Here is a 19,993-nt window from a genome sequence, read left to right as displayed (position 1 = left end):
CATTGCCGTTAGGCTCCACATATGTCAGAGGTTGTGACCGGGGACGCCGTCGTCGTCGAGGTGCGGGTGGCCCAGATGCCCTCGCGCGCGCTGGCGTTCGTCATCGACATGACGGTGCAGCTCGTCGTGCTGATCGGCGCGTACATGCTCCTGGGCGCGTTCGCGGTCGTCTCGGACGACGCCATGCTCGGCGCGGCCATGATCGTGCTGCTGGTGCTGGTCATGATCGGCTATCCGGTGCTCTTCGAGACGCTCAGCAGGGGGCGCAGCCTCGGCAAGCTGGCGCTCGGCCTGCGGGTGGTGGCGGACGACGGCAGCCCGGAACGCTTCCGGCAGGCGCTGTTCCGCGGGCTGGCCGGGCTGGTGGAGTTCTGGATGTTCTCCGGCGCGCCCGCGCTGATCTCCTCGCTGGTCTCCCAGCGGGGCAAGCGGCTCGGCGACATCTTCGCCGGGACCATCGTGATCTCCGACCGCGGGCCGCGCGAGAGCGGGCAGGCCATCCTCATGCCGCCGCCGCTGGCCGCGTGGGCCGCCACCCTGGAGCTCTCCCAGCTTCCCGAGGAGGTGGCGCAGGCCGCCCGCCAGTACCTGATGCGCTGGCACGACCTCACGCCGCAGGTCCAGCACGACATGGGGGTGCGCATCGCGACGCAGACCGCGGCCTTCGTGTCGCCGGCCGCGCCCGCGGGGGTGCCGCCGCACGCGTACCTGAGCGCGGTGCTGGCCGAGCGCCGGCGCCGGGAGGAGGCCCGCTTCGCGCGCCAGGCCGCCCTGGCAGCCGGCGCCGCGCCGCGGTCCACGCCGTACGCGCCGTACCCGCAGCCGGGGCCGTACCAGCAGCCGGGGCCTTATGCGCCGCAGCGGCCGTACCAGCAGCAGGGGCCGTACCCGCAGGCGCATCCGCAGGCGCCGTATCCGCAGGCGCAGCCGCAGGGAGCTCCGCGGCGGCCTCAGCCGGGGCCCGCGCCGGAGCCGCCGAAGGCGACTCCGGGCGGGTTCGCGCCGCCGCAGTGAGCCGGCGGCGCGGGATCATGCAGCGGGTCAGTTGCCGCCGGGGACGCCGCGCCCGTGCTCGGGGTACGAGCCCTGCGTCTGCGCGTTCAGCTGGCCCATCTTGACGCTGTTGGCCTGGTTCGTCCGCGGGTCGTTGAGCTTGAGCACGTCCAGGCCCAGGTTGAAGTCCGAGCCGTAGATGTAGCCGTTGTAGTAGTACGCCGACCAGAAGCCCCCGTCGAGCGGCGGAGCGGTCTCGTCCGGCCCGCGCTCGAAGTAGGCGATCTCCTGCGGGTGGGCGGAGTCGGTGAAGTCCACCACCGAGATGCCGCCCTGGTACCACGCCTGCACCATGACGTCGCGGCCCTTGACCGGGATCAGCGAGCCGTTGTGCGCGACGCAGTTCTCGGTGTCGGCCTGATGCCGGGCGATCTTGAAGTAGCCCTTGAACACGAGCTGCCCGCCGACGATGTCGTAGTAGGCGTTCGCGCCCTTGTTCGGGCCGATGGCCGCGTTGCAGGTGGCCCGGCTGCCGCCGCCCAGCTCGTCGGTGAAGACGACCTTCGTGCCCTCGTTGTTGAACGTGGCCGAGTGCCAGAACGCGAAGTTCACGTCATCGCGCACCTTCGCGGTGACCTTGGGCTGCTCGGGGTCGGAGATGTCGAGCAGGATGCCCTCGCCCATGCAGGCGCCCGCGGCGATGCCCTTCTCGGGGTAGGCGGTGATGTCGTGGCAGCCGGTGGTGGCCGACTTGCCGTTCGGGTACGGCAGCGGCAGGCCGGGGTTGCCGCCGTCGGGGAACAGGTTCGGCGTCGCGATGACGGCCGCGGCGGCCGGGTTGTCCAGCGGGACCTTGATGATCGAGATCAGGTCGTGCGGCGGCTTGCAGTCCGGGTAGTTCGCGTTGGGGCCGTAGGAGGAGACGTAGATGTAGACGTTCTTGCCGTCGCGGCCGGGCACCAGCGTGTTGGTGTGCGAGCCGCAGTTGGTCTCGACCGACTTGACGTACTTGGGGTTGGACTTGTCGCTCACGTCGAAGATGCGCATGCCCTCCCACGACTCCTTGACGGAGGCGCTCTGGGAGGTGCTGCTGCACGAGTCGTCGTTGCGCGAGGAGTCGACGGACCCAAACAGCAGGTTGCCGTAGACGGACATGTCCATCTGGCCGCCTGGGCACACGACCGAGCTCACCAGCGACGTCTTCTTCGGCTGCTTGATGTCGTAGATCGAGAAGCCGTAGTAGTTGCCGACGAAGGCGTAGTCGCCCTGGAAGGCCATGTCGGTGTGGATGTCGGACAGCGCCTGTGGCTTGGGCACGTTCGTGACGTGCGTGATGTTGGAGCTCATGACGATCTCGCCGGGAGCCGGGATGTCCGCAGCCTGGGCGGGCAGTGTGGCGCCCGTTGCCGCCACGAGGGCGGCGACCAGGATGAGGGCCCTGCGGGGGGTGAACACTCCGTGGTCCTCCTATAAAGGGGGCATAAATCTCCGTCATCGTCGCTCACGCCGCCAGGACCTGGCCAGTGTCCAATGTGTCAAATCTTGTTCCGTTTCAACCTCTTTCGCTGGAGCGGTATATGGCCTAGAGTCCGCATTCTCGTCCCGAGCCAGTCAGGAGGCCGAGTGCGCGGCGCGCTCATCGTCATCGCGGGCACGCTGATTGCCCTGTCCGGCTGCTCCTCCGGCGCGTCCTCCGCGCCGCGGGCCGACTCCACCGCGCCGGTGCTCGCCCCAGGCCGTCCTGGCGAGCAGGCCCGCACGCTGGCCCCGGGCGAGGCGGCCACCGCCGTCCCCGGGCCCACGGCCAACGCCGCCGACATCACGTACGTCCAGGACATGATCGTCCATCACCGGCAGGCCCTCGACATGGCGATCCTGGCTCCCACCAGGGCGGACTCCGTCAAGCTCAAGGGCCTGGCCGACCGGATCAAGACGGCCCAGGGCCCGGAGATCCAGTTCATGACCACCTGGCTCAAGGAGCAGGACCAGAAGGTGCCCGACCACCACGCGGCGCACGGCGACATGCCCGGCATGGCCACGCCCGAGCAGATGGCGGCGCTGAAGGCGGCCACGGGCAAGGACTTCGACCGGCTGTTCCTGGAGCTCATGATCAAACACCATCTGGGCGCCCTTGAGATGTCCGACCGGGTCCTGACCGCGGGCTCGCACATCAAGATCGAGGAGCTGGCCACGGACGTCAGCGTCACCCAGACGGCCGAGATCCGCCGCATGCAGGAGATGCAGGCGGCCCTCTAGCCTCCTAGAAGCTCCGGTCTCCCAGGAGCTCTGGTCTGTCTCCTAGGAGCCGACCCGCCAGGAGTGGAGGTAGTCCTCCTGCTCCGGGGTCAGCGTGTCGATGCCGATGCCGGCGGCGGCCAGCTTGAGCTTGGCCACCTCGTGGTCGATCTCCTCCGGCACGTCGTACACGCCGGGCACCAGGCCCGCCCGCTGCCCCGCCAGCCAGGCCACGGCCAGCGCCTGCGCGGAGAACGACATGTCCATGACGGCCGCCGGATGGCCCTCGGCGGCGGTCAGGTTGACCAGGCGGCCCTCGGCCAGCAGCAGCAGGCGGCTGCCGTCGGGCATGACGTACTCGTCGGTGTTCGGGCGCACCCCCCGGTGCACCTCGCGCGCCATCTCGTCGAGGGCCCGCACGTCGATCTCGACGTCGAAGTGGCCGGCGTTGGCCAGGATCGCGCCGTCCTTCATCACGGACAGGTGCTCGGCCCTGATGACGTCCCGGTTGCCCGTCACGGTGACGAACAGGTCGCCGATCATCGCCGCCTGGGCCATGGGACGCACCTCGTAGCCCTGCAGGGTGGCGTCGAGGGCCTTGACGGCGTCGATCTCGGTGACGACGACCCGCGCGCCGAGCCCCTTGGCCCGCTCGGCCACGCCGCGCCCGCAGAACCCGAACCCGGCCACCACGACCGTACGGCCCGCGAGCATGGTGTTGGTGGCGCGCATGATCCCGTCGAGGGTGGACTGCCCGGTGCCGTACCGGTTGTCGAACATGCGCTTCGTACGGGTGTCGTTGACGGCCACGACCGGGAAGCGCAACGCCTGCTCGGCCGCCATCTGCCGCAGCCGGATGATGCCGGTCGTGGTCTCCTCGCACCCTCCGCTCACGCCTTCGAGCAGGTCGGTGCGCTCGGTGTGCAGGATGTTCACCAGGTCGCAGCCGTCGTCGAGCACGAGGTCGGGGCCGAGGTCGAGGGCCTGGTGGATGTGCAGGTAGTAGGTGGCGCGATCGACCCCGGCCCGCGCGTGCACGGCGATCCCGTACGCGCGCAGGGCCTCGGCCACGTCGTCCTGGGTGGACAGCGGGTTGGAGGCGGCCAGCGCGATCTCGGCGCCGCCCGCCTTCAACGCGCCCATGAGCACGGCCGTCTCGGCGGTGACGTGCAGGCAGGCCGCGATCTTGAGCCCGTCGAGCGGGCGTTCGAGCGCGAACCGCTCGCCGATGGCGGTCAGCACCGGCATCGAGCGCGCGGCCCAGGAGATCTGCCGCTCGCCGCTTTCCCAGAGATCCATGCCCAGCCCCTCGCGAAAAAGCACGGCTCCGGGAGGGACCCCCCTCCCGGAGCCGCCCAGCCGATCAGTAGCGGTAGTGGTCGGGCTTGTACGGGCCCTCGACGTGCACGCCGATGTAGGCCGCCTGCTCCTTGGTCAGCTCGGTGAGCTTGACGCCGAGCGCGTCGAGGTGGAGGCGGGCGACCTTCTCGTCGAGGTGCTTGGGCAGCGTGTAGACGCCGATCGGGTATTCGGCCGTCTTGGTGAACAGCTCGATCTGCGCGATCACCTGGTTGGTGAAGGAGTTGGACATGACGAAGCTGGGGTGGCCGGTGGCGCAGCCCAGGTTCATCAGGCGGCCCTCGGCCAGCACGATGATCGAGTGACCGTCGGCGAAGACCCACTCGTCGACCTGCGGCTTGATGTTGTTCTTCACGATGCCGGGCAGCTTGGCCAGGCCGGCCATGTCGATCTCGTTGTCGAAGTGGCCGATGTTGGACACGATCGCCTGGTGCTTCATCTGCGCCATGTGCTCGGCGGTGATGATGTTGAAGTTGCCGGTGGTGGTCACGAAGATGTCGGCGATGCCGACGACGTCCTCCAGCGTGGTGACCTGGAAGCCGTCCATGGCCGCCTGAAGGGCGCAGATCGGGTCGATCTCGGTGACGATGACCCGGGCGCCCTGGCCGCGCAGCGCGTCGGCGCAGCCCTTGCCGACGTCGCCGTAGCCGCAGACCACGGCCACCTTGCCGCCGATGAGCACGTCGGTGGCGCGGTTGAGGCCGTCGATCACGGAGTGGCGGCAGCCGTACTTGTTGTCGAACTTGGACTTGGTGACCGAGTCGTTGACGTTGATCGCCGGGAAGAGCAGCTGGCCGTTCTTGTACATCTCGTAGAGACGGTGCACGCCGGTGGTGGTCTCCTCGGTCACGCCCTTGATGCTCTCGGCGATGCGCGTCCAGCGCTTGTCCTCGCCGACCGTGCGGGTGAGCAGGTCGATGATGACGTGCCACTCCTCCGGGTCGTCGGCGCCGGCGGGCGGCACGGCCCCGGCCTTCTCGTACTCGGCGCCCTTGTGCACGAGGAGCGTGGCGTCGCCGCCGTCGTCGAGGATCATGTTGGGGGCGTCACCGCCGGGCCAGGTGAGGGCCTGCTCGGTGCACCACCAGTACTCCTCCAGCGTCTCGCCCTTCCAGGCGAACACGGGGACGCCCTTCGGGTCTTCGACGGTGCCCTCGGGGCCGACGACGACCGCGGCGGCGGCGTGGTCCTGGGTGGAGAAGATGTTGCAGCTGACCCAGCGGACCTCGGCGCCGAGCGCGACCAGCGTCTCGATGAGCACGGCCGTCTGGATCGTCATGTGCAGCGAGCCCATGATCTTCGCGCCGCGCAGGGGCTGGGAGGCCGCGTATTCCTTGCGCATCGCCATGAGGCCGGGCATCTCGTGCTCGGCGAGCCGGATTTCCTTACGGCCGAAGTCGGCAAGTGAAAGGTCGGCGACCTTGAAGTCCATCGGGATTCCCCTCGCGTCACGATTGCTGTCGCGGACGAGTTTAGGCGGCGCTCGGGCAGCCCCGCATCTCCGAGACAGCGAAACTGACGTAAGAATGTAAGGATGCGCATCACGGAAGCGGCCAAGCGGCTCGGCATGTCCCCACGAATGCTCCGATACCGGGAGGCGCTGGGCCTGCTGCCGCCGGTCCGTGAGCGGGGGGCGCACCGCAGATTCGGGCCCGAGGAGCTGGCCGCCGTGGCGCAGGGGGTGGAGCTGGAGAAACGATTCGACGTCTCGCCCGCCGAGCTGGCGTTCGCGTTGCGCGTACTGAGCGAGCCGCAGGTGGCCGCGGCCGTGCGCGACCTGGGCGTGCGCATCGGCCGCATCCAGGTGCCGCGCCGGGCTCTGGACTTCGAGAAGGAGAAGGCCCTGAGGCTCCTGCGACCCCAGGGCTGAGCGTCATACGCCCCGCGAAGCGTCAGCCGCCCGGCGAAGCGTCGGCCGGCCGTCGTGCGCGGCCGGCCTCCGGGACGAGCGTCAGCTCGTCGTCGTGCGCAGCCGGTCGAGGTCGGGCTCCAGGTAGATCACCCGCGCGATCGGCACGGCGTCGCGGATGCGCCGCTCGGCCTCGTCGATGCCGCGGGCCACCTCGCCGGCCGTGTCGTCGTGCTCGACCGCGATCTTGGCGGCCACCAGCAGCTCCTCGGGGCCGAGGTGCAGCGTGCGCATGTGGATGATCCTGGCCACCTCGGGCGCCCCCTCCAGCGCGGCCCGGATCTGCTCCTCGACCTCGGGCGAGGCGCCCTCACCGAGCAGCAGCGACTTGGTCTCGACGGCCAGCACGACGGCGATGATCGCCAGCAGCACGCCGATCATGAGGGTGCCGATGCCGTCCCAGACGCCGTCGCCGGTGATGACGGCCATCGTCACGCCGAACAGCGCGAAGATCAGACCGAGCAGCGCGCCCAGGTCCTCCAGCAGGATGACGGGCAGCTCGGGCGACTTCGACCGGCGGATGAAGGCGAACCACGACTGCTTGCCGCGCAGCGGGTTGGACTCCCTGATCGCCGTACGGAAGGAGAAGCCCTCGGCGATGATCGCGAAGATCAGCACCGCGAACGCCCAGATGGGCTTGTCGACCTCGGCCGGTTCGGAGATCTTGTGCCAGCCCTCGTAGAGGGAGAAGACCGCGCCGATCGTGAACAGCACGACGGCGACCACGAACGCGTAGAAGTAACGCTCGCGCCCGTAGCCGAAGGGGTGGGTCTTGTCGCTGGCCCGCTGGGCCCGTTTCCCGCCGATCAGCAGCAGGAGCTGGTTGCCCGAGTCGGCGACCGAGTGGATGCCCTCGGCCAGCATCGAGGACGACCCGGTGAAGAACGCCGCCACGAACTTCGACACCGCGATCGCCAGGTTGGCGCTCAGCGCCGCAATGATTGCCTTCGTGCCACCACTCGCGCTCACCGGACGTCTCCACTCATAAAGATCACCTAAAAAGACCCTGACATGGGATCCTATTGGGAAATCCTGGCCCGAAGCTCATTGATCGTGGCCACAGGCGTCGGATCGACGGCGTAGCCGAGGGCCAGGTAGGTGGCGGCGTAGTCGGCCAGGCCGATGAGCGTGGCCAGCCGTTCGAGCGGATGCACGCCCTCCGCGGTCAGCTCGGTGACCGGCACGTCACGGTCGTGCGCGAGCCGCAGCGACGCCTCGCGCTGCCGCGTGACCTGGGGATGTTCCTCGACGTCGCGCAGCATGACGAGCCTGAGCGTCGGCCCGGCCTCGTCGGCGAAGATGTCCCGCTCGGCCAGCGGCCCCTCCAGGGCCGCCACCTGGTTGTGGCCGGCCTCGGGCAGCTGACCGAAGACCGCGGGGTACTTGCCGGTCTCGTTGAGCTGGCAGGCCAGCCGGTACGCCGCCGCGCAGGCCACCGGCGAGGAACCCCAGATCATCGGAATGCTCTCGGCCAGGTCCGTGGCGAGCGACTTGCCCGGATTGACGAAGGACTCGCTGGAGGGACGGCAGCGGTTGGCGATGTCCTCCAGGATCGCGGCCACCCGCTCGAACACCTCGGGCCCGGCGGTGACCAGCCCGATCGCGGACGCGGCCACGATCACCGGAACCGTCAGCAGCCACAGCCCCGACCTCGGCTGCCCCTCGACCCGCACCGGGACGTGGATCGCCGACGCCTGCACGGCCACGGCCTCCAGCGGTGAGCCCGGCGGGCACACGGCCAGCAGCCCGCACCCCCGCCGGACGGCCTGGACGGCGACGGAGACCGTCTCGTCGTCGTCGCCGGTGGCGGAGACGGCGATGACCAGGTCGGTCGCGCCGACCCAGCCCGGCAGCTGGTAGGACCGCAACGTCACGATCGGCGCCGGCACGCCGTTGCCGCACACCGCCGCGAGGATGTCTCCGGTCAGGCCCGCCGTGCCCATGCCCGCGACCACGACGGCCCGCGGGCGGCCCTGGGCGGACAGCCGGTCGACGCCGGCCTCGACCGCGGCACGGTGACCCGTGCGCACCTGGGCGGCCGAGGCCGCGACCGCGAGCAGCATGCCGCCCGGATCGGCCGCGGTGAGGTGTTGCTGGTCATCGAGCCGCCCGGGCTCCCAGGTCACGGCTTCCTTGCCTCATCGACCAGCAGGACGGGGATGTCGTCGCGCACGGGGTAGATCAGACCGCAGTCCGTGCAGACCAGCTCCTCGGTCTCGGCCTCGGCGCGCAGGGGCGCCTTGCAGGCCGGGCAGGCCAGGATCTCCAGCAGCCAGTCGTCGATCTTCACAGTGACACCCTTCCCACGATGGCGAGGACCTCGTCCTTGATCGCCTTCATCTTGCTCTCGTCGGCCGCCTCGGCGTTCAGCCTGAGGAGCGGCTCGGTGTTGGACGCGCGCAGGTTGAACCACCAGTCGGGGCCGGTGATCGTCAGGCCGTCGAGCTCGTCGACCTCGCCGCGGCCCGCGAAGGCCGCGCGGACGAGCGCCAGCGCCGCATCCTGGTCGGCGACCGCGCTGTTGAGCTCGCCGGAGGCGTGGTAGCGCGAGTAGGCCGCCACCACCTGGGACAGCGGGCGCTCCTGCTCGCCGAGCGCGGCCAGCACGTGCATCGCGGCGAGCAGGCCCGAGTCGGCGAACCAGAAGTCGCGGAAGTAGTAGTGGGCGGAGTGCTCGCCGCCGAAGATCGCGCCGGTGCGGGCCATCTCCGCCTTGATGAAGGAGTGGCCGACGCGCGTGCGCACGGGCGTGCCGCCGTGCTCGCGGACGATCTCCGGCACGCCGAGCGAGGTGATCACGTTGTGGATGATCGTGCCGCCGGGGTCTTTGGCCAGCTCACGGGTGGCGACCAGGGCGGTGACGGCCGACGGCGAGACGGACGCGCCCCGCTCGTCGACCACCCAGCAGCGGTCGGCGTCGCCGTCGAAGGCGAGGCCCAGGTCGGCGCCGCTCTCGACGACGGCCCGCTGCACGTCGAGGAGGTTCTGCGGCTCCAGCGGGTTGGCCTCGTGGTTGGGGAAGCTGCCGTCGAGCTCGAAGTAGAGCGGGACCAGCTCCAGCGGCAGGCCCTCGAACACGGCCGGGACGGTGTGGCCGGCCATGCCGTTGCCGGCGTCGGCGACGACCTTGAGCGGCCGGATCGCCGACAGGTCGACGAGCCCGCGCAGGTGGGCGGCGTAGCCGGACAGCAGGTCCTTCTCGATCAGCGACCCGGTCGGGGTGGCGGGGGCGCCCAGCAGCTCGGCCGCGCGGTCGCGGATCTCGGCCAGCCCGGTCTCGCCGCCGATCGGCACCGCGCCACCGCGGCACATCTTCATCCCGTTGTAGCGGGCCGGGTTGTGGCTGGCGGTGAACATCACGCCGGGCAGGCCCAGGCTGCCGCTGGCGTAGTAGAGCAGGTCGGTGGAACCGAGCCCGGCGAACACGACGTCGGCGCCGCGCGAGCGGGCCCCTCTGATGAACGCCTCGGCCAGCGGCACGGAGGACTCTCGCATGTCATGGGCGACCACGACGGACGCGGCTCCGGTCACCTCGACGAACGCCGCGCCCACGGCCTCGGCGATCGGCTCGTCGAGCTCGTCGGGAACCACCCCGCGAACGTCGTACGCTTTGAAGATCTTGGCGAGGTCGCCCACTCTCCAGCTCCGCCCCTAGGTCGTTTGTCGTGTGAAACGAGCCTACCGGTCGCGGTGCTGCTGGGCCGACCGAAGAACGCGCAGGTGGCCCCTGCGCCCGACCTCGACCCCTTGGCCGACCGGCTCGCCGCTGCCGGACGGGGTGGGCCTGGCGGCTTCCCTGACCGCGTTGGCCAGCGCCTCCAGGTCGTCTGAGCTGGGGGAGTTGCCGTCGGTGGGGAGCCGGACGACCTCCCAGCCGCGGGGAGCGGTCAGCCGCTCGGCGTGTTCGGCGCACAGGTCGTAACAGTGTGGCTCGGCGTACGTCGCCAGAGGGCCGAGAACTGCGGTCGAGTCGGCGTATACGTACGTGAGCGTGAAGACGGCAGGCTGGCTGCAAGCGGTGCGGGAACAGCGGCGGACGGGGCTCACGGAGGGACCGTATCTGGTAAGAGTGCGAGGCGCCACTATCTGAGCGCTCTTAACGAGCGTGTCGCCACAATTCGGACACCTGTCGCAGGCTTTCCACCCACATGCGCCGATGCGCGCGCCTGAGGGACAACCTTGCCCCCTCGCCGCTGACGCCACACCGGTCGCGCCGTACTTTCCTGATTCCTTGATCGACGACCGAGGAAGGTGACCGGCCGGAACGGACAGTCGGGCGCGAGGGCGTCCGTCGGAACCCACGCCCCCTGACGGCGGCGACGCGGGCGGGGGTTCCGGGGGTTCGCGGGCACGTGCCCTTACACTTGGGCGGTGACTCCAAAGCGCGGTCCCAGACGGCGCGATCGCCACGGTCGTGGCCTGCGCGGCCCCCTCGCCCCCTCCCACGTCCCCATGGCCCGTTCCCGCAGCGAGCGCTTCGACGACCTCGTCCTCGACGCCGTCGACCGGCTGCGGCCCCGGTGGGACAAACAGCTGTCCGCCGTGGAGTTCGCGGTCGAGGAGGTGCCGCCGCTCAACGAGCTGGGCGACGGCCCGAGCATGGGCACCGAGCCGATCCCGTTCGGCCGGGCCGACGCGGCCAGCGGCCAGTCACCGGCCGCGGTGGTGATCTACCGCCGCCCGCTGGAGGCGCGCGCCCGCGACCGCGACACCCTGGGCGCGATGGTGCACGACACGGTGGTCGAGCAGGTCGCCACGCTGCTCGGCCTCGCCCCCGAGACCGTCGACCCGGGCTACGACGACCGCCGCTGACCCGCGGCTCAGCCGGGCAGCACGCGGCTCAGCCGGGCAGCACCACGCGGGGGCTGTCGGTCAGCGCGGGCAGCACGGTCCACACGCGCGCGGGCGCGAGCGGCTGGGCGGTGACGAGCAGGCCGTCCTTCTCCCGCTCCTCGATGACCCGGCCGCCGTAGACCTGGCCCGACACGGGCGTGACGACCACGGCGAACTCGCCCTTGCCGCGCAGCCGCACCTCCTTGGTCCGCCCGGCGGGCACCGCCACGTCGTACGGCCTGCCCGCCGCGCCCTTCGCCGGCACCTCCTGCACCCTGACCTCGCCCGGCCCGTCCGGCGCGGTGAACAGCAGCCGCGTGCCCGGACCGTTGCCCGCGACCGCGCTGCCCAGGTCGAGCGGGGGCGTGCCCGCCGTGAACGCCACGTCCAGCCGCTGCCCGGTGCCGGTGGCGACCAGCCCGGCCACGATCGGCGCGGGCGCGGTGAGCACGAGCGCGGCCGCCTCGCCGCCGATCCCGGTGGTCACGTCCAGCGCGACCACGCTGCCGGCGGGCACGTCCACGCTCTCGCGGCCTCTCATCGCGTACGCGGCGTCCTCGCTGACCGCCTTGACCTGCACGGACACGTCGTTCTCGCCGGGAGCGGCGACCAGCAGCTCGCGCCGCCCGCCGCCGCCGGGGATGCCGGGCACCACCACGCGGGTGGCCGGGGGCGCGGCGAGCGGCAGCCAGTCCACGCCGCCGCCGCGCATCGACGCCCTGGCCGCGACCGCGAGCCGGCCGAAGACGGTGGTCACGCCGACGGCCATGACGTCGGCCGAGGGCGCGAGCGTCTTGAGGTCGATCTCCTTGTGCTCGCCGGGCGCGATCTCCAGACCGCGGCCCGCGTCGCCGGAGACCAGGCCCTCGGCCGCGTACACCTCGACGTCGGCCTGGGCCGGGGCCTTGTCGGCGTTGGTGAGGTGCAGGATCACGTCGGCCGCCGCGGGGCCGGGGCCGGCCAGCCAGGCCGACTGCGCCGGCTCGGTGCAGCGCACCCCGGACAGCCCGCGGGCCGCGCCCGAGGTCACCCGGGTGGTGTATCCGGCTTCGAGCGCTCCCGGGCCGTTCGTCACGTACGGCTCGGCGTTCTTCATGACCTCGTGGGACAGGCGTCCGGGCAGGTAGACGTTCATCCGCGCGCCTTCGGCGCCGGGGCAGACGGCCGTCACCGACTCGACGGCGACCTTCCGCGGCCCCTCGGCCCGGGCCGGGACGGGGGCCGGGCGGGTGACGAGGGCGACGCCGTACAGGGCGGACAGGGCCACCACGACCAGCACCAGCAGGCCGAACCTGTTCTCCACGAACGCCTTCATCGCACCCCCGCGGGCACGGGGACGGCCGCCTCGACGCCCTCGACCGCGCCGCTCCCCCGGCGTCCCGGCGTGGCCAGGACCAGCACGATCAGGGCCAGGACGCCCTGGGTCCACAACCAGGGCGCGTGCAGGACGTCCGCCGGCTGGGCGGGCACGCGGGTGAACGGCTCGGTCAGCCGCCACAGGCCGCCCGCCTCCGACAGGCTCATGCGTTCCAGCGACGGCTGGGAGTCCAGCGACCTGGCCAGCGGCGGCGGCACCGGCGCGGCCACCGCCAGCATGGCGATCCCGTGCTGGGCCAGCGTCGCGGCGTCGGTTCCGCCACGGCCGCCGACCAGGCCGCGCGCCGCGTCCGCCACCTTCGACCGTCCCTCGGAAGCGACCGGCAGCTCGGCCTCGCCGATCAACGGGGTACGGCCGTGCAGCACGGTGAAGGCGTCCCCCTTGACGACCAGCGTGCGCTCGCCGTGCCGGGTGCTCCACGCGGCCAGCGCGGGCAGCACGCCGGGGGCGTGGGCGGTCAGCGGGCCGCGCACCCCGTACGCCACCCAATAGCCGGCGGCCAGGATCGGCGTGCTCACCGCCGCGGCCACCACCAGGGACGCGCCGATCCTGCGCAGCCCGCCGTCGGCCCGCAGCTCGGCCAGCCGGTGCGCGGTCAGGCCGACGAGCACCAGCAGCCCGGTCCCCGCGAACGCCAGCGGCACGCCGGGCCAGGCCCGCGCCCCTTCGACGCTGATCCGGCTGACCAGGACGGCCGCCAGCACGCCGTACAGCGTGACGCCCCAGCCGATCGCGACGATCAGCCGCTGGCGGCGCATGAGCAGCGCGGCCAGCGCCGTCACCACCAGCCCGGCCGTCACCCAGAACGGCGGCAGCCCCGGGCCTCCCGGGCTGAGCGCGAGCAGCGACTCCGGCGCGAGCCCCGCCGCCACCAGGGCGGGATCGTGCAGGCCCGCCTCCAGGAGGATCCGGCCCGGGTCCGTGACCAGCCCGGCCAGCCACGGGAGCAGCAGCGCGACGGGCACCGCGAGCGCGATCACCATGGAGGTCACCACGCCGCGCCGCACCCCGCCGTACGCGACGGCGGCCAGCACGCCGAGCACCGCGAAGAGCGGGTACACCAGCGGGACGAACGCCGTCCCCACGGCCAGCAGCAGCCCCAGTGCCCAGGCCGCGCGCCGCGCGCCGCGCCGTTCCCCGGACAGCAGCGTGGTGCCGAGCGCGGCGTACACCGGGACCAGCACGAACACCACCGCCGTGCCGAGCCGTCCGGAGGCGATCGCGCCGGTCGCGACGGGCAGCAGCGCGTAGGTGCCCGCCGCCCACGCCCGCGCGGGCACCGCCGGGATGACGTGCCGGGTCGCCAGGTACGCCGACGCCCCGGCCAGCGGCACCGAGCCGAGCAGCAGCACGGACACCGCCAGCCACGTCTTGCCGAGCGCGAGCGTCGAGGCCAGTGCCAGCAGCGCCACGTACGGCGGCGCCCAGTCGGTGGAGCCGAGCCCGATGTCGTGGAAGCCCTCGGTGTAGAACCGCCACAGATCGCCCGCACCGCCCGTGACCGGGACCAGCGCGCCGCCGCCCAGCCGGTCGCCGCCGAGCAACGACCGTTCGGCGGCCACCGAGATCACGGCCAGGGCGATCATGAGGACGACGCCGGGCCGCCGGAGGAAGCCCTTGACCGCGCCGGTGTCGGCGGGCGCGCCGTCCTCGTCGTCCTCCGGGGTGGAGTGGTGGTGGCGGCCGGCGGAGTCGACGGGGCCCGCGCCGGCGAGGAAGCTCTGCACCATGTCGGTCAGCCGCCGGTAGGCCGCCCCCGGCGGCGTCAGCAACCGCTTTATACGACTAAATCCCTTTTTACGGCCTTCGCGGCGGGCCCCGCGCGCCTTCAGCAGCCGGAACGGGTGCGCCAGGATCGACCCCAGCGCCACCATCTCGTCCAGCGCGTTCGCCGGCTGCTTGCCCACCAGGAACAGCAGCGTGCGCAGGGCCGACCCGGCCAGGTTCCGCAGCAGCGCCCACACCATCACGCGGAACGGCAGGTTCGCCATGACGACGAACATCGCATTGCGCCGGTCGAGCCTGCGCGGATGGTCGCCGCTGACCGTGATCCGCCGCCGTCTGCGGGCCGCCGCCTCGGCGTGCCAGGCCACCGCCGAGGTGACGGCCAGCACCCGGTGCCCGGCGTTGCGCACCCGCCAGCACAGGTCGAGGTCGTCGCGGAAGAGCGGGAACAGCGGGTCGAGGCCGCCGAGCCGCTCCCAGACGTCGCGGCGGACCAGCATGCCCGCCGTGGAGACCGAGAGCACCTCCCGGGTGCCGTCGTGCTGCCCCTGGTCGAACTCGCGCGGCTCCAGCCCGGTGTCCCTGCGCCCGGTGAGGCCGACGGTCACGCCCAGTTCGAGCAGGCGCCTGCGGTCGAGCCAGTCGCGCAGCTTCGGGCCGAGCACCGCCGCCTTGGGATCCTGCTCGGCCGCCATGAGCAGGGCCTCCAGCGCCCGCCGGTCGGGGGCGCAGTCGTCGTGCAGCAGCCAGAGCCACTCGTCCTGGCCGCACGGCGGCAGCCGGTCCAGCACCTCCGCCACCGCGTCGCCGAAGGAGGCCGAGCGCGGGAGCGTGAGCACGTTGGACGCGCCGAGCGCCTGCGCGAGCAGGTCGGCCGAGCCGTCCCTGCTGCCGTTGTCGACCCCGGCGACGCGCTCCGGCCTGCGGCTCTGACCAGCCAGCGCGCGCAAGGTGTCCCCCAGCCAGCGGCCGCCGTCATGGGCGACGACGATCGCGGTGACGAGGGGGCGTGACATGGGCGGGCGACTCCAGCGTTGATCAGGCGCGCCCACCCTACAGGTGACATCACACGCGAAAAAGGGCCACGCGGGCTACCGCGTGACCCTTTCGCTCATATCCCCTAAACGGCCTGGCGCTTGATCCGTCTGCGCTCCCGCTCCGACAACCCACCCCAGATGCCGAAGCGCTCATCGTGTTCGAGCGCGTACTCCAAGCACTCGGCACGGACCTCGCACGATCGACAAACCTTCTTGGCTTCTCGGGTGGAGCCGCCTTTTTCCGGGAAGAACGCCTCCGGATCGGTCTGCGCGCACAAAGCACGCTCCTGCCATCCGAGTTCTTCAGCGTCAAGCTGATCCTGTGCGATGACCGGATCGGTCACTGCACACCTCCCTGCCGCCCGCCCGCAATGGAGCCCCCCATGGACGCCTTCCTCCTACCCACCCACGGGAAGGCGTAACAACATGGTTGTAATTACACGCGCGTGCCGTACGTGACGTCAAGCGGCATGACGGTATCCGGGGAAAGACCGACTCTCGCCCCGGTGTGCTCGGCATGTGGTGTTCGCACCAGGCCGAGACCCCCTGCACAGCAAGGCTTCGACCCGGTTCGTTCAACGCTGTCAGCGGTCGGAACCGTACCAGGGCGGGGTAGACGCCCGCCCTTTGGGCCACCTTCTCTCTAGCCGTCGTTTGCCGGTCCGTTACCTGCGTGGCTCGTTGGGCGTGTATATGGCCGTTGGGTCGATTGGGTCGTCACCCGGGCGGTTCTGGGCGCCCAGGGCGTCCCCGAACTGCGAGGGGTCGAGCCGCATCGTCGACTCGCTCTGCGCCTCATTCCAGCCGGCCGGGGCCTGGTGGGTGGGGCGGTAGGTCTGGGGCTGCTCGTACTGGCCCTGCTGGGGCTCGTACGCGTTCTGCTGCTGCTGGTACGGCTGGGCCTGCTGCGGGTGGCCGAACGGGTCGTCGTACGGCCTGGCCGGCTGGCCGGCATAGTCGGGCACCCGCAGGTCGGGCTGGGTGCCGGAGGCGGCCGTCGAGCTCTGGTAGGTCTCGGCCTGCTGGTAGGCGTCCAGGAGCTGCTGGGAGCGCGGGTCCACGGGCGGGTCGGGCTCCTGGAAGGCGGGGGTGGCGTACTCGTGGCCGGAGTAGCCGGTGAACGGCTGGCCGCCCTGCTGGTCGAAGGCGTTCTGCCGGTCCTGGTACGGCTGCTGCTGCTCCGCCTGCGGGTACGGGACGCTCGGGCTGGTCTCGCCGCTCGGGTACGCCTGGTCGGCGAAGGCGTTCGGTGAGCTGTTGCTCGGGGCGTACGGGTTCTCCGGGGTGGGGTAGCCGGACTGGCCGTACGCGCTGGGCTGACTGTCGGCCGGGACGTACGGCGCGGGGGTGTACTCGCCGGCCGGCGGCTGGTAGCCGGAGTCGGGGAGCGTCTCGGACGGGGTGTAGGCGGCCGGGGTGTACCCCTGATCCTGGCCGAAGCCCTGCGGCTGCGCGAACGGCTGACCGGCCGGTGCCTGGGGGTTGCCGAACGGCTGCTCGGCGGACGCGGCGGGAAGCGCGGCCCTGGCCGGCTGGTAGGGCTGCTGCTGGTACGGCTCGGACTGCTGGCCGTGCGAAGGCTGGCCGAAGGGAGCCTGGTCAGGCTGGCCCTGGGCGGGCTGGCCGAACGGGGGCTGTTCGGGCTGGCCGTAGGCGGGCTGCTGGCCGTGCCCCTGGCCCTGGACCTGGCCGTAGGCGGGCTGAGCCTCGGGGGTCTGGGGGGCGTAGGGGGACTGCGCCTCGGCCGCGTGCGGGACGGGGGTCTCCTGCTGGTGGCCGTAGCCGGGGGCGTCGGACTGGCCGAAGCCGGGCGCGGAGGGCGCGGTCTGACCGTAACCGGCGGGGTCGGGCTGGCCGAAGGCGGGAGCGGCGGGCTGGCCATAGCCGGGGGTGGCGGGGTCGGGGTGGCCGCCATAGCTCGGGGGCTGCTGGCCGTAGCCGGGCTGCGCGCCGGGGTTCGGCGCCTGTCCGCCGCCGTAACCCGGCTGCTGCCCGAAGGCGGCCTGCTGGTCCTGACCGTAAGGGGCCTGCTGGTCCTGCTGCCCGAAGGAAGCCTGCGGGTCCTGCTGGCCGTACGGAGCCTGCGGGTCCTGCTGGCCGTACGGTGCCTGCGGGTCCTGCTGGCCGTACGGAGCCTGCGGGTCCTGCTGGCCGAAGGCGACGGTGGCGTGCTGGCCGGACGGGGGCTGGGGCGCGTACCCGGCGGAGGCGGCCTGGGGCTCGTAGCCCGAGGACGGGGGCTGCGGCGCGTAGGCCGGGGACTGCTGGCCCGACGGCGGCTGGGGCGTGTAGCCCGAGCCTGCGGGGACCTGGCCCGACGGCGGTTGCGGGGCGTAGCCGGAGGAGGCGGGCTGGCTGTCGGGAGCCGGGGGCTGGGCGTCCTGGCCCGGGGGGAGCTGGGCGAGCGCGGGCTGCTGGCCGTAGGGGGTCGGCGCGGCGTGCGGCTGCGCGTACGCGGGCTGGGGCGCGGGGTCGGGCCGGCCCTGGGAGGGCTGGTCGGGCTGGCCGTAGGCGGGCTGGTCCTGCTGGCCGAACTGCTGGGGGCGGCCGTACTGGGGCTGGTCCTGCTGGCCGAACTGCTGGGGCTGGCCGTAGTGGGTGGTGGGGCGGCCGTACCCGTCGAGGGTGGGGATGGGGGTCCGGCCGGGCATGACCTCGGGGAGCAGGTAGACCAGTCCGACGGCGGTCAGCGCGAGCAGGGGCACGCCCGTGAGCACGTGCTCCACCACGCCGCGGAAGCCGCCACCGGCGAACAGCCCGACGATCAGCGCCAGCGCGCCGAACACGGCGGCGAGCAGCAGGCCGGCGGCCGAGCCGTAGGCGATGAGCCGGGCCTTGGGCGAGCGCTCGCCCGTCCTGGTGACGAGCAGCACGGCGCCCACGAGCAGCGCGGTCACGACCGGGCTGGTCAGGCCCGTCAGGTTCGCGGCGGCACGGGTGGCGAACCCGCCGCCGAGCGGGCTGCCCGAGCCGATCAGGATGTGGCCGATCGTCAGGACGACGTCCACCAGCCCGGTGACGAGCATGATCCAGGCAGCCGGCTCCCGTAGTCGGGCGGCATTTACTTTGCTCATGAGTAACCCCCATCGGACCCTTTGGCCCGAAGGGAGTTTGCCACATTGCCGACTTTCGCGGCGGATGTCCCAAGAACCTCTTCCATCCCATTTACCCCTATACCTGGAGCTTCATTGCTCCGAAGTGGGGCAGAACCACTCCCCCCACGGGGATGTCGGACGCCGATGGAAGACTGGGACGCATGCACATCGTGTCACTCGCCGGCGGCATCGGCGGCGCCCGTTTCCTGCGCGGCCTGCGCGCCACCGCACCCGACGCCTCGATCACCGTCATCGGCAACACGGGCGACGACATCACCCTGTTCGGCCTGCGCGTCTGTCCCGACCTCGACACCGTCATGTACACCCTGGGCGGCGGCATCGACGAGGAGCAGGGCTGGGGCCGGGCCAAGGAGTCCCACGTCGTCAAGGAGGAGCTGGCCGCCTACGGGGTCGAGCCGCAGTGGTTCGGGCTCGGCGACCGCGACTTCGCCACCCACATCGTCCGCTCGCAGATGCTGGAGGCGGGCTATCCGCTCTCGCAGATCACCGAGGCCCTGTGCGTGCGCTGGCAGCCGGGCGTGCGGCTGCTGCCGATGACCGACGACCGCTGCGAGACGCACGTGGTGATCTCCGACGAGCGCGGCAAGCGGGCCGTGCACTTCCAGGAGTGGTGGGTGCGCCTGCGCGCCTCGGTCCCGGCCGAGTCGTTCGCGCTGGTGGGGGTCGAGAGCGCCAAGCCCGCGCCGGGTGTGCTGGAGGCGATCGAGCAGGCCGACGTGGTCATCCTGCCGCCGTCCAACCCGGTGGTGAGCATCGGCACGATCCTGCAGGTCCCCGGCATCCGCGAGGCGGTCGCGGCCAAGACCGTGGTCGGCGTCTCCCCCATCATCGGCGGCGCGCCCGTGCGCGGCATGGCCGACGCCTGCCTGACGGCCATCGGGGTGGAGACCACGGCCCAGGCCGTGCTCGACCTCTACGGCGCCGGCCTGGTCGACGGCTGGCTGGTGGCCGAGGAGGACTCCGGGGTGGCGCTCGACGGCGTGCGCGTGGTGTCCCGTCCGATCCTCATGCACGACGCCGAGACGGCCGCCGACATCGCCCGCACGGCGCTCGACCTGGCGCTGGAGCTGGCCCGATGAGCTCGCGACGGGTCGAGGTGATCGCCGTCACCGGCATCGGCGAGGTCCGGCCGGGCGACGACGTGGCCGCCCTGCTCAAGGACGCCGACCTGCGCGACGGCGACATCGTGGTGGTCACCTCCAAGATCGTCAGCAAGGCCGAGGGCCGCGTCCGCCAGGCGCCCGACCGCGCGAGCGCGATCGAGGAGGAGACCGAGCGGGTCGTCGCCAGGCGCGGCGACACGGTGATCGTCCAGACCCGCCACGGTTTCGTCATGGCCGCGGCGGGGGTCGACGCCTCCAACACCGAGCCGGGCACCGTCCTGCTGCTGCCCGAGGACCCCGACGCC

The 19,993-nt window shown here is 72.0% G+C and carries 18 protein-coding genes; 6 read left to right on the top strand and 12 right to left on the bottom strand.

Annotation, left to right across the window (positions count from 1 at the left end):
* Positions 1-21: 21 nt before the first annotated feature.
* A complete protein-coding gene (locus ACWCSD_RS11205; protein WP_449914146.1) occupies positions 22-1,014 on the top strand; it encodes an RDD family protein in 993 nt (330 codons plus the stop codon).
* A 27-nt stretch (positions 1,015-1,041) separates the two neighbouring features.
* On the opposite strand, the gene ACWCSD_RS11200 is transcribed toward ACWCSD_RS11205, so the two are convergent.
* Positions 1,042-2,448 carry an LVIVD repeat-containing protein gene (locus ACWCSD_RS11200; RefSeq protein WP_449914144.1) on the bottom strand — a complete coding sequence of 469 codons (1,407 nt, stop codon included), beginning with the start codon at positions 2,446-2,448 and terminating at the stop codon, positions 1,042-1,044.
* A 168-nt stretch (positions 2,449-2,616) separates the two neighbouring features.
* On the opposite strand from ACWCSD_RS11200, the gene ACWCSD_RS11195 reads away from it, so the two are divergent.
* Positions 2,617-3,249: a DUF305 domain-containing protein gene (locus tag ACWCSD_RS11195; RefSeq protein ID WP_352349257.1), complete on the top strand. Its 633-nt coding sequence runs from the start codon at positions 2,617-2,619 to the stop codon at positions 3,247-3,249.
* 42 nt (positions 3,250-3,291) lie between these two features.
* Here ACWCSD_RS11195 and ACWCSD_RS11190 read toward each other — a convergent pair whose 3' ends face one another.
* Both ACWCSD_RS11190 and ahcY read right to left on the bottom strand, forming a co-directional pair.
* Entirely contained in the window at positions 3,292-4,527 is a 1,236-nt protein-coding gene (locus ACWCSD_RS11190) for an adenosylhomocysteinase (RefSeq protein ID WP_387668802.1), read from the bottom strand.
* 64 nt (positions 4,528-4,591) lie between these two features.
* Positions 4,592-6,025: an adenosylhomocysteinase gene (ahcY, locus tag ACWCSD_RS11185; RefSeq protein WP_449914153.1), complete on the bottom strand. Its 1,434-nt coding sequence runs from the start codon at positions 6,023-6,025 to the stop codon at positions 4,592-4,594.
* A gap of 96 nt (positions 6,026-6,121) precedes the next feature.
* On the opposite strand from ahcY, the gene ACWCSD_RS11180 reads away from it, so the two are divergent.
* The gene (locus ACWCSD_RS11180; RefSeq protein ID WP_352323391.1) at positions 6,122-6,457 is read left to right on the top strand and encodes a MerR family DNA-binding transcriptional regulator; all 336 of its coding nucleotides are present in this window, start codon (positions 6,122-6,124) and stop codon (positions 6,455-6,457) included.
* Positions 6,458-6,538: 81 nt separating this feature from the next.
* On the opposite strand, the gene ACWCSD_RS11175 is transcribed toward ACWCSD_RS11180, so the two are convergent.
* The 5 genes from ACWCSD_RS11175 to ACWCSD_RS11155 are packed head-to-tail and all read right to left on the bottom strand — an operon-like array spanning position 6,539 to position 10,543.
* Positions 6,539-7,465 carry a cation diffusion facilitator family transporter gene (locus ACWCSD_RS11175; protein ID WP_397165002.1) on the bottom strand — a complete coding sequence of 309 codons (927 nt, stop codon included), beginning with the start codon at positions 7,463-7,465 and terminating at the stop codon, positions 6,539-6,541.
* Positions 7,466-7,515: 50 nt separating this feature from the next.
* Positions 7,516-8,622 carry an SIS domain-containing protein gene (locus ACWCSD_RS11170; RefSeq protein WP_449914141.1) on the bottom strand — a complete coding sequence of 369 codons (1,107 nt, stop codon included), beginning with the start codon at positions 8,620-8,622 and terminating at the stop codon, positions 7,516-7,518.
* On the bottom strand, positions 8,619-8,786 hold the full coding sequence (locus tag ACWCSD_RS11165; RefSeq protein ID WP_352323388.1) for a Trm112 family protein: 168 nt from the start codon (positions 8,784-8,786) through the stop codon (positions 8,619-8,621). Before ACWCSD_RS11165 ends, ACWCSD_RS11170 begins: the two co-directional genes overlap by 4 nt.
* Positions 8,783-10,132 (bottom strand): phosphomannomutase/phosphoglucomutase, encoded by a 1,350-nt coding sequence (locus tag ACWCSD_RS11160; RefSeq protein WP_449914139.1) that lies wholly within the window; start codon positions 10,130-10,132, stop codon positions 8,783-8,785. The genes ACWCSD_RS11165 and ACWCSD_RS11160 overlap by 4 nt, the downstream gene beginning before the upstream one ends.
* 42 nt (positions 10,133-10,174) lie before the next feature.
* Positions 10,175-10,543: a DUF3499 domain-containing protein gene (locus ACWCSD_RS11155; protein ID WP_352323386.1), complete on the bottom strand. Its 369-nt coding sequence runs from the start codon at positions 10,541-10,543 to the stop codon at positions 10,175-10,177.
* A 405-nt stretch (positions 10,544-10,948) separates the two neighbouring features.
* Between ACWCSD_RS11155 and ACWCSD_RS11150 the strand changes: the two genes are divergently transcribed.
* Complete coding sequence (locus ACWCSD_RS11150; protein WP_221762053.1) at positions 10,949-11,308, top strand: metallopeptidase family protein; 360 nt, start codon at positions 10,949-10,951, stop codon at positions 11,306-11,308.
* 28 nt (positions 11,309-11,336) lie between these two features.
* On the opposite strand, the gene ACWCSD_RS11145 is transcribed toward ACWCSD_RS11150, so the two are convergent.
* The 4 genes from ACWCSD_RS11145 to ACWCSD_RS11130 form a co-directional block, all read right to left on the bottom strand.
* Positions 11,337-12,644, bottom strand: coding sequence for a DUF5719 family protein (locus tag ACWCSD_RS11145; protein WP_449914136.1), 1,308 nt, complete (start codon positions 12,642-12,644; stop codon positions 11,337-11,339).
* The gene (locus tag ACWCSD_RS11140; RefSeq protein ID WP_449914135.1) at positions 12,641-15,448 is read right to left on the bottom strand and encodes a glycosyltransferase family 2 protein; all 2,808 of its coding nucleotides are present in this window, start codon (positions 15,446-15,448) and stop codon (positions 12,641-12,643) included. The genes ACWCSD_RS11145 and ACWCSD_RS11140 overlap by 4 nt, the downstream gene beginning before the upstream one ends.
* 104 nt (positions 15,449-15,552) lie before the next feature.
* A complete protein-coding gene (locus tag ACWCSD_RS11135; protein ID WP_020546325.1) occupies positions 15,553-15,813 on the bottom strand; it encodes a WhiB family transcriptional regulator in 261 nt (86 codons plus the stop codon).
* Between the two features lie 321 nt (positions 15,814-16,134).
* Complete coding sequence (locus ACWCSD_RS11130) at positions 16,135-18,543, bottom strand: hypothetical protein (RefSeq protein WP_449914133.1); 2,409 nt, start codon at positions 18,541-18,543, stop codon at positions 16,135-16,137.
* Positions 18,544-18,725: 182 nt separating this feature from the next.
* Here ACWCSD_RS11130 and cofD point away from each other — a divergent pair, with 182 nt between their 5' ends.
* Positions 18,726-19,664 (top strand): 2-phospho-L-lactate transferase, encoded by a 939-nt coding sequence (gene cofD, locus ACWCSD_RS11125; protein WP_397165013.1) that lies wholly within the window; start codon positions 18,726-18,728, stop codon positions 19,662-19,664.
* On the top strand, positions 19,661-19,993 hold a 333-nt coding region (locus tag ACWCSD_RS11120; RefSeq protein ID WP_449914132.1), incomplete at its 3' end, for a coenzyme F420-0:L-glutamate ligase. The genes cofD and ACWCSD_RS11120, both read left to right, overlap by 4 nt.

This window comes from Nonomuraea sp. NPDC001684 (assembly GCF_053596515.1).
Note: the sequence above shows the minus strand (reverse complement) of the source record. Positions and strands in the feature narration are given on the sequence as shown.

Excerpts from the sequence above, each read along its gene's own strand:
- cofD (WP_397165013.1), top strand. The coding sequence starts at position 18,726 with ATGCACATCGTGTCACTCGCCGGCGGCATCGGCGGCGCCCGTTTCCTG.
- ACWCSD_RS11205 (WP_449914146.1), top strand. The coding sequence starts at position 22 with ATGTCAGAGGTTGTGACCGGGGACGCCGTCGTCGTCGAGGTGCGGGTG.
- ACWCSD_RS11145 (WP_449914136.1), bottom strand. The coding sequence starts at position 12,644 with ATGAAGGCGTTCGTGGAGAACAGGTTCGGCCTGCTGGTGCTGGTCGTG.
- ACWCSD_RS11150 (WP_221762053.1), top strand. The coding sequence starts at position 10,949 with ATGGCCCGTTCCCGCAGCGAGCGCTTCGACGACCTCGTCCTCGACGCC.
- ACWCSD_RS11180 (WP_352323391.1), top strand. The coding sequence starts at position 6,122 with ATGCGCATCACGGAAGCGGCCAAGCGGCTCGGCATGTCCCCACGAATG.
- ACWCSD_RS11130 (WP_449914133.1), bottom strand. The coding sequence starts at position 18,543 with ATGAGCAAAGTAAATGCCGCCCGACTACGGGAGCCGGCTGCCTGGATC.
- ACWCSD_RS11190 (WP_387668802.1), bottom strand. The coding sequence starts at position 4,527 with ATGGATCTCTGGGAAAGCGGCGAGCGGCAGATCTCCTGGGCCGCGCGC.
- ACWCSD_RS11140 (WP_449914135.1), bottom strand. The coding sequence starts at position 15,448 with ATGTCACGCCCCCTCGTCACCGCGATCGTCGTCGCCCATGACGGCGGC.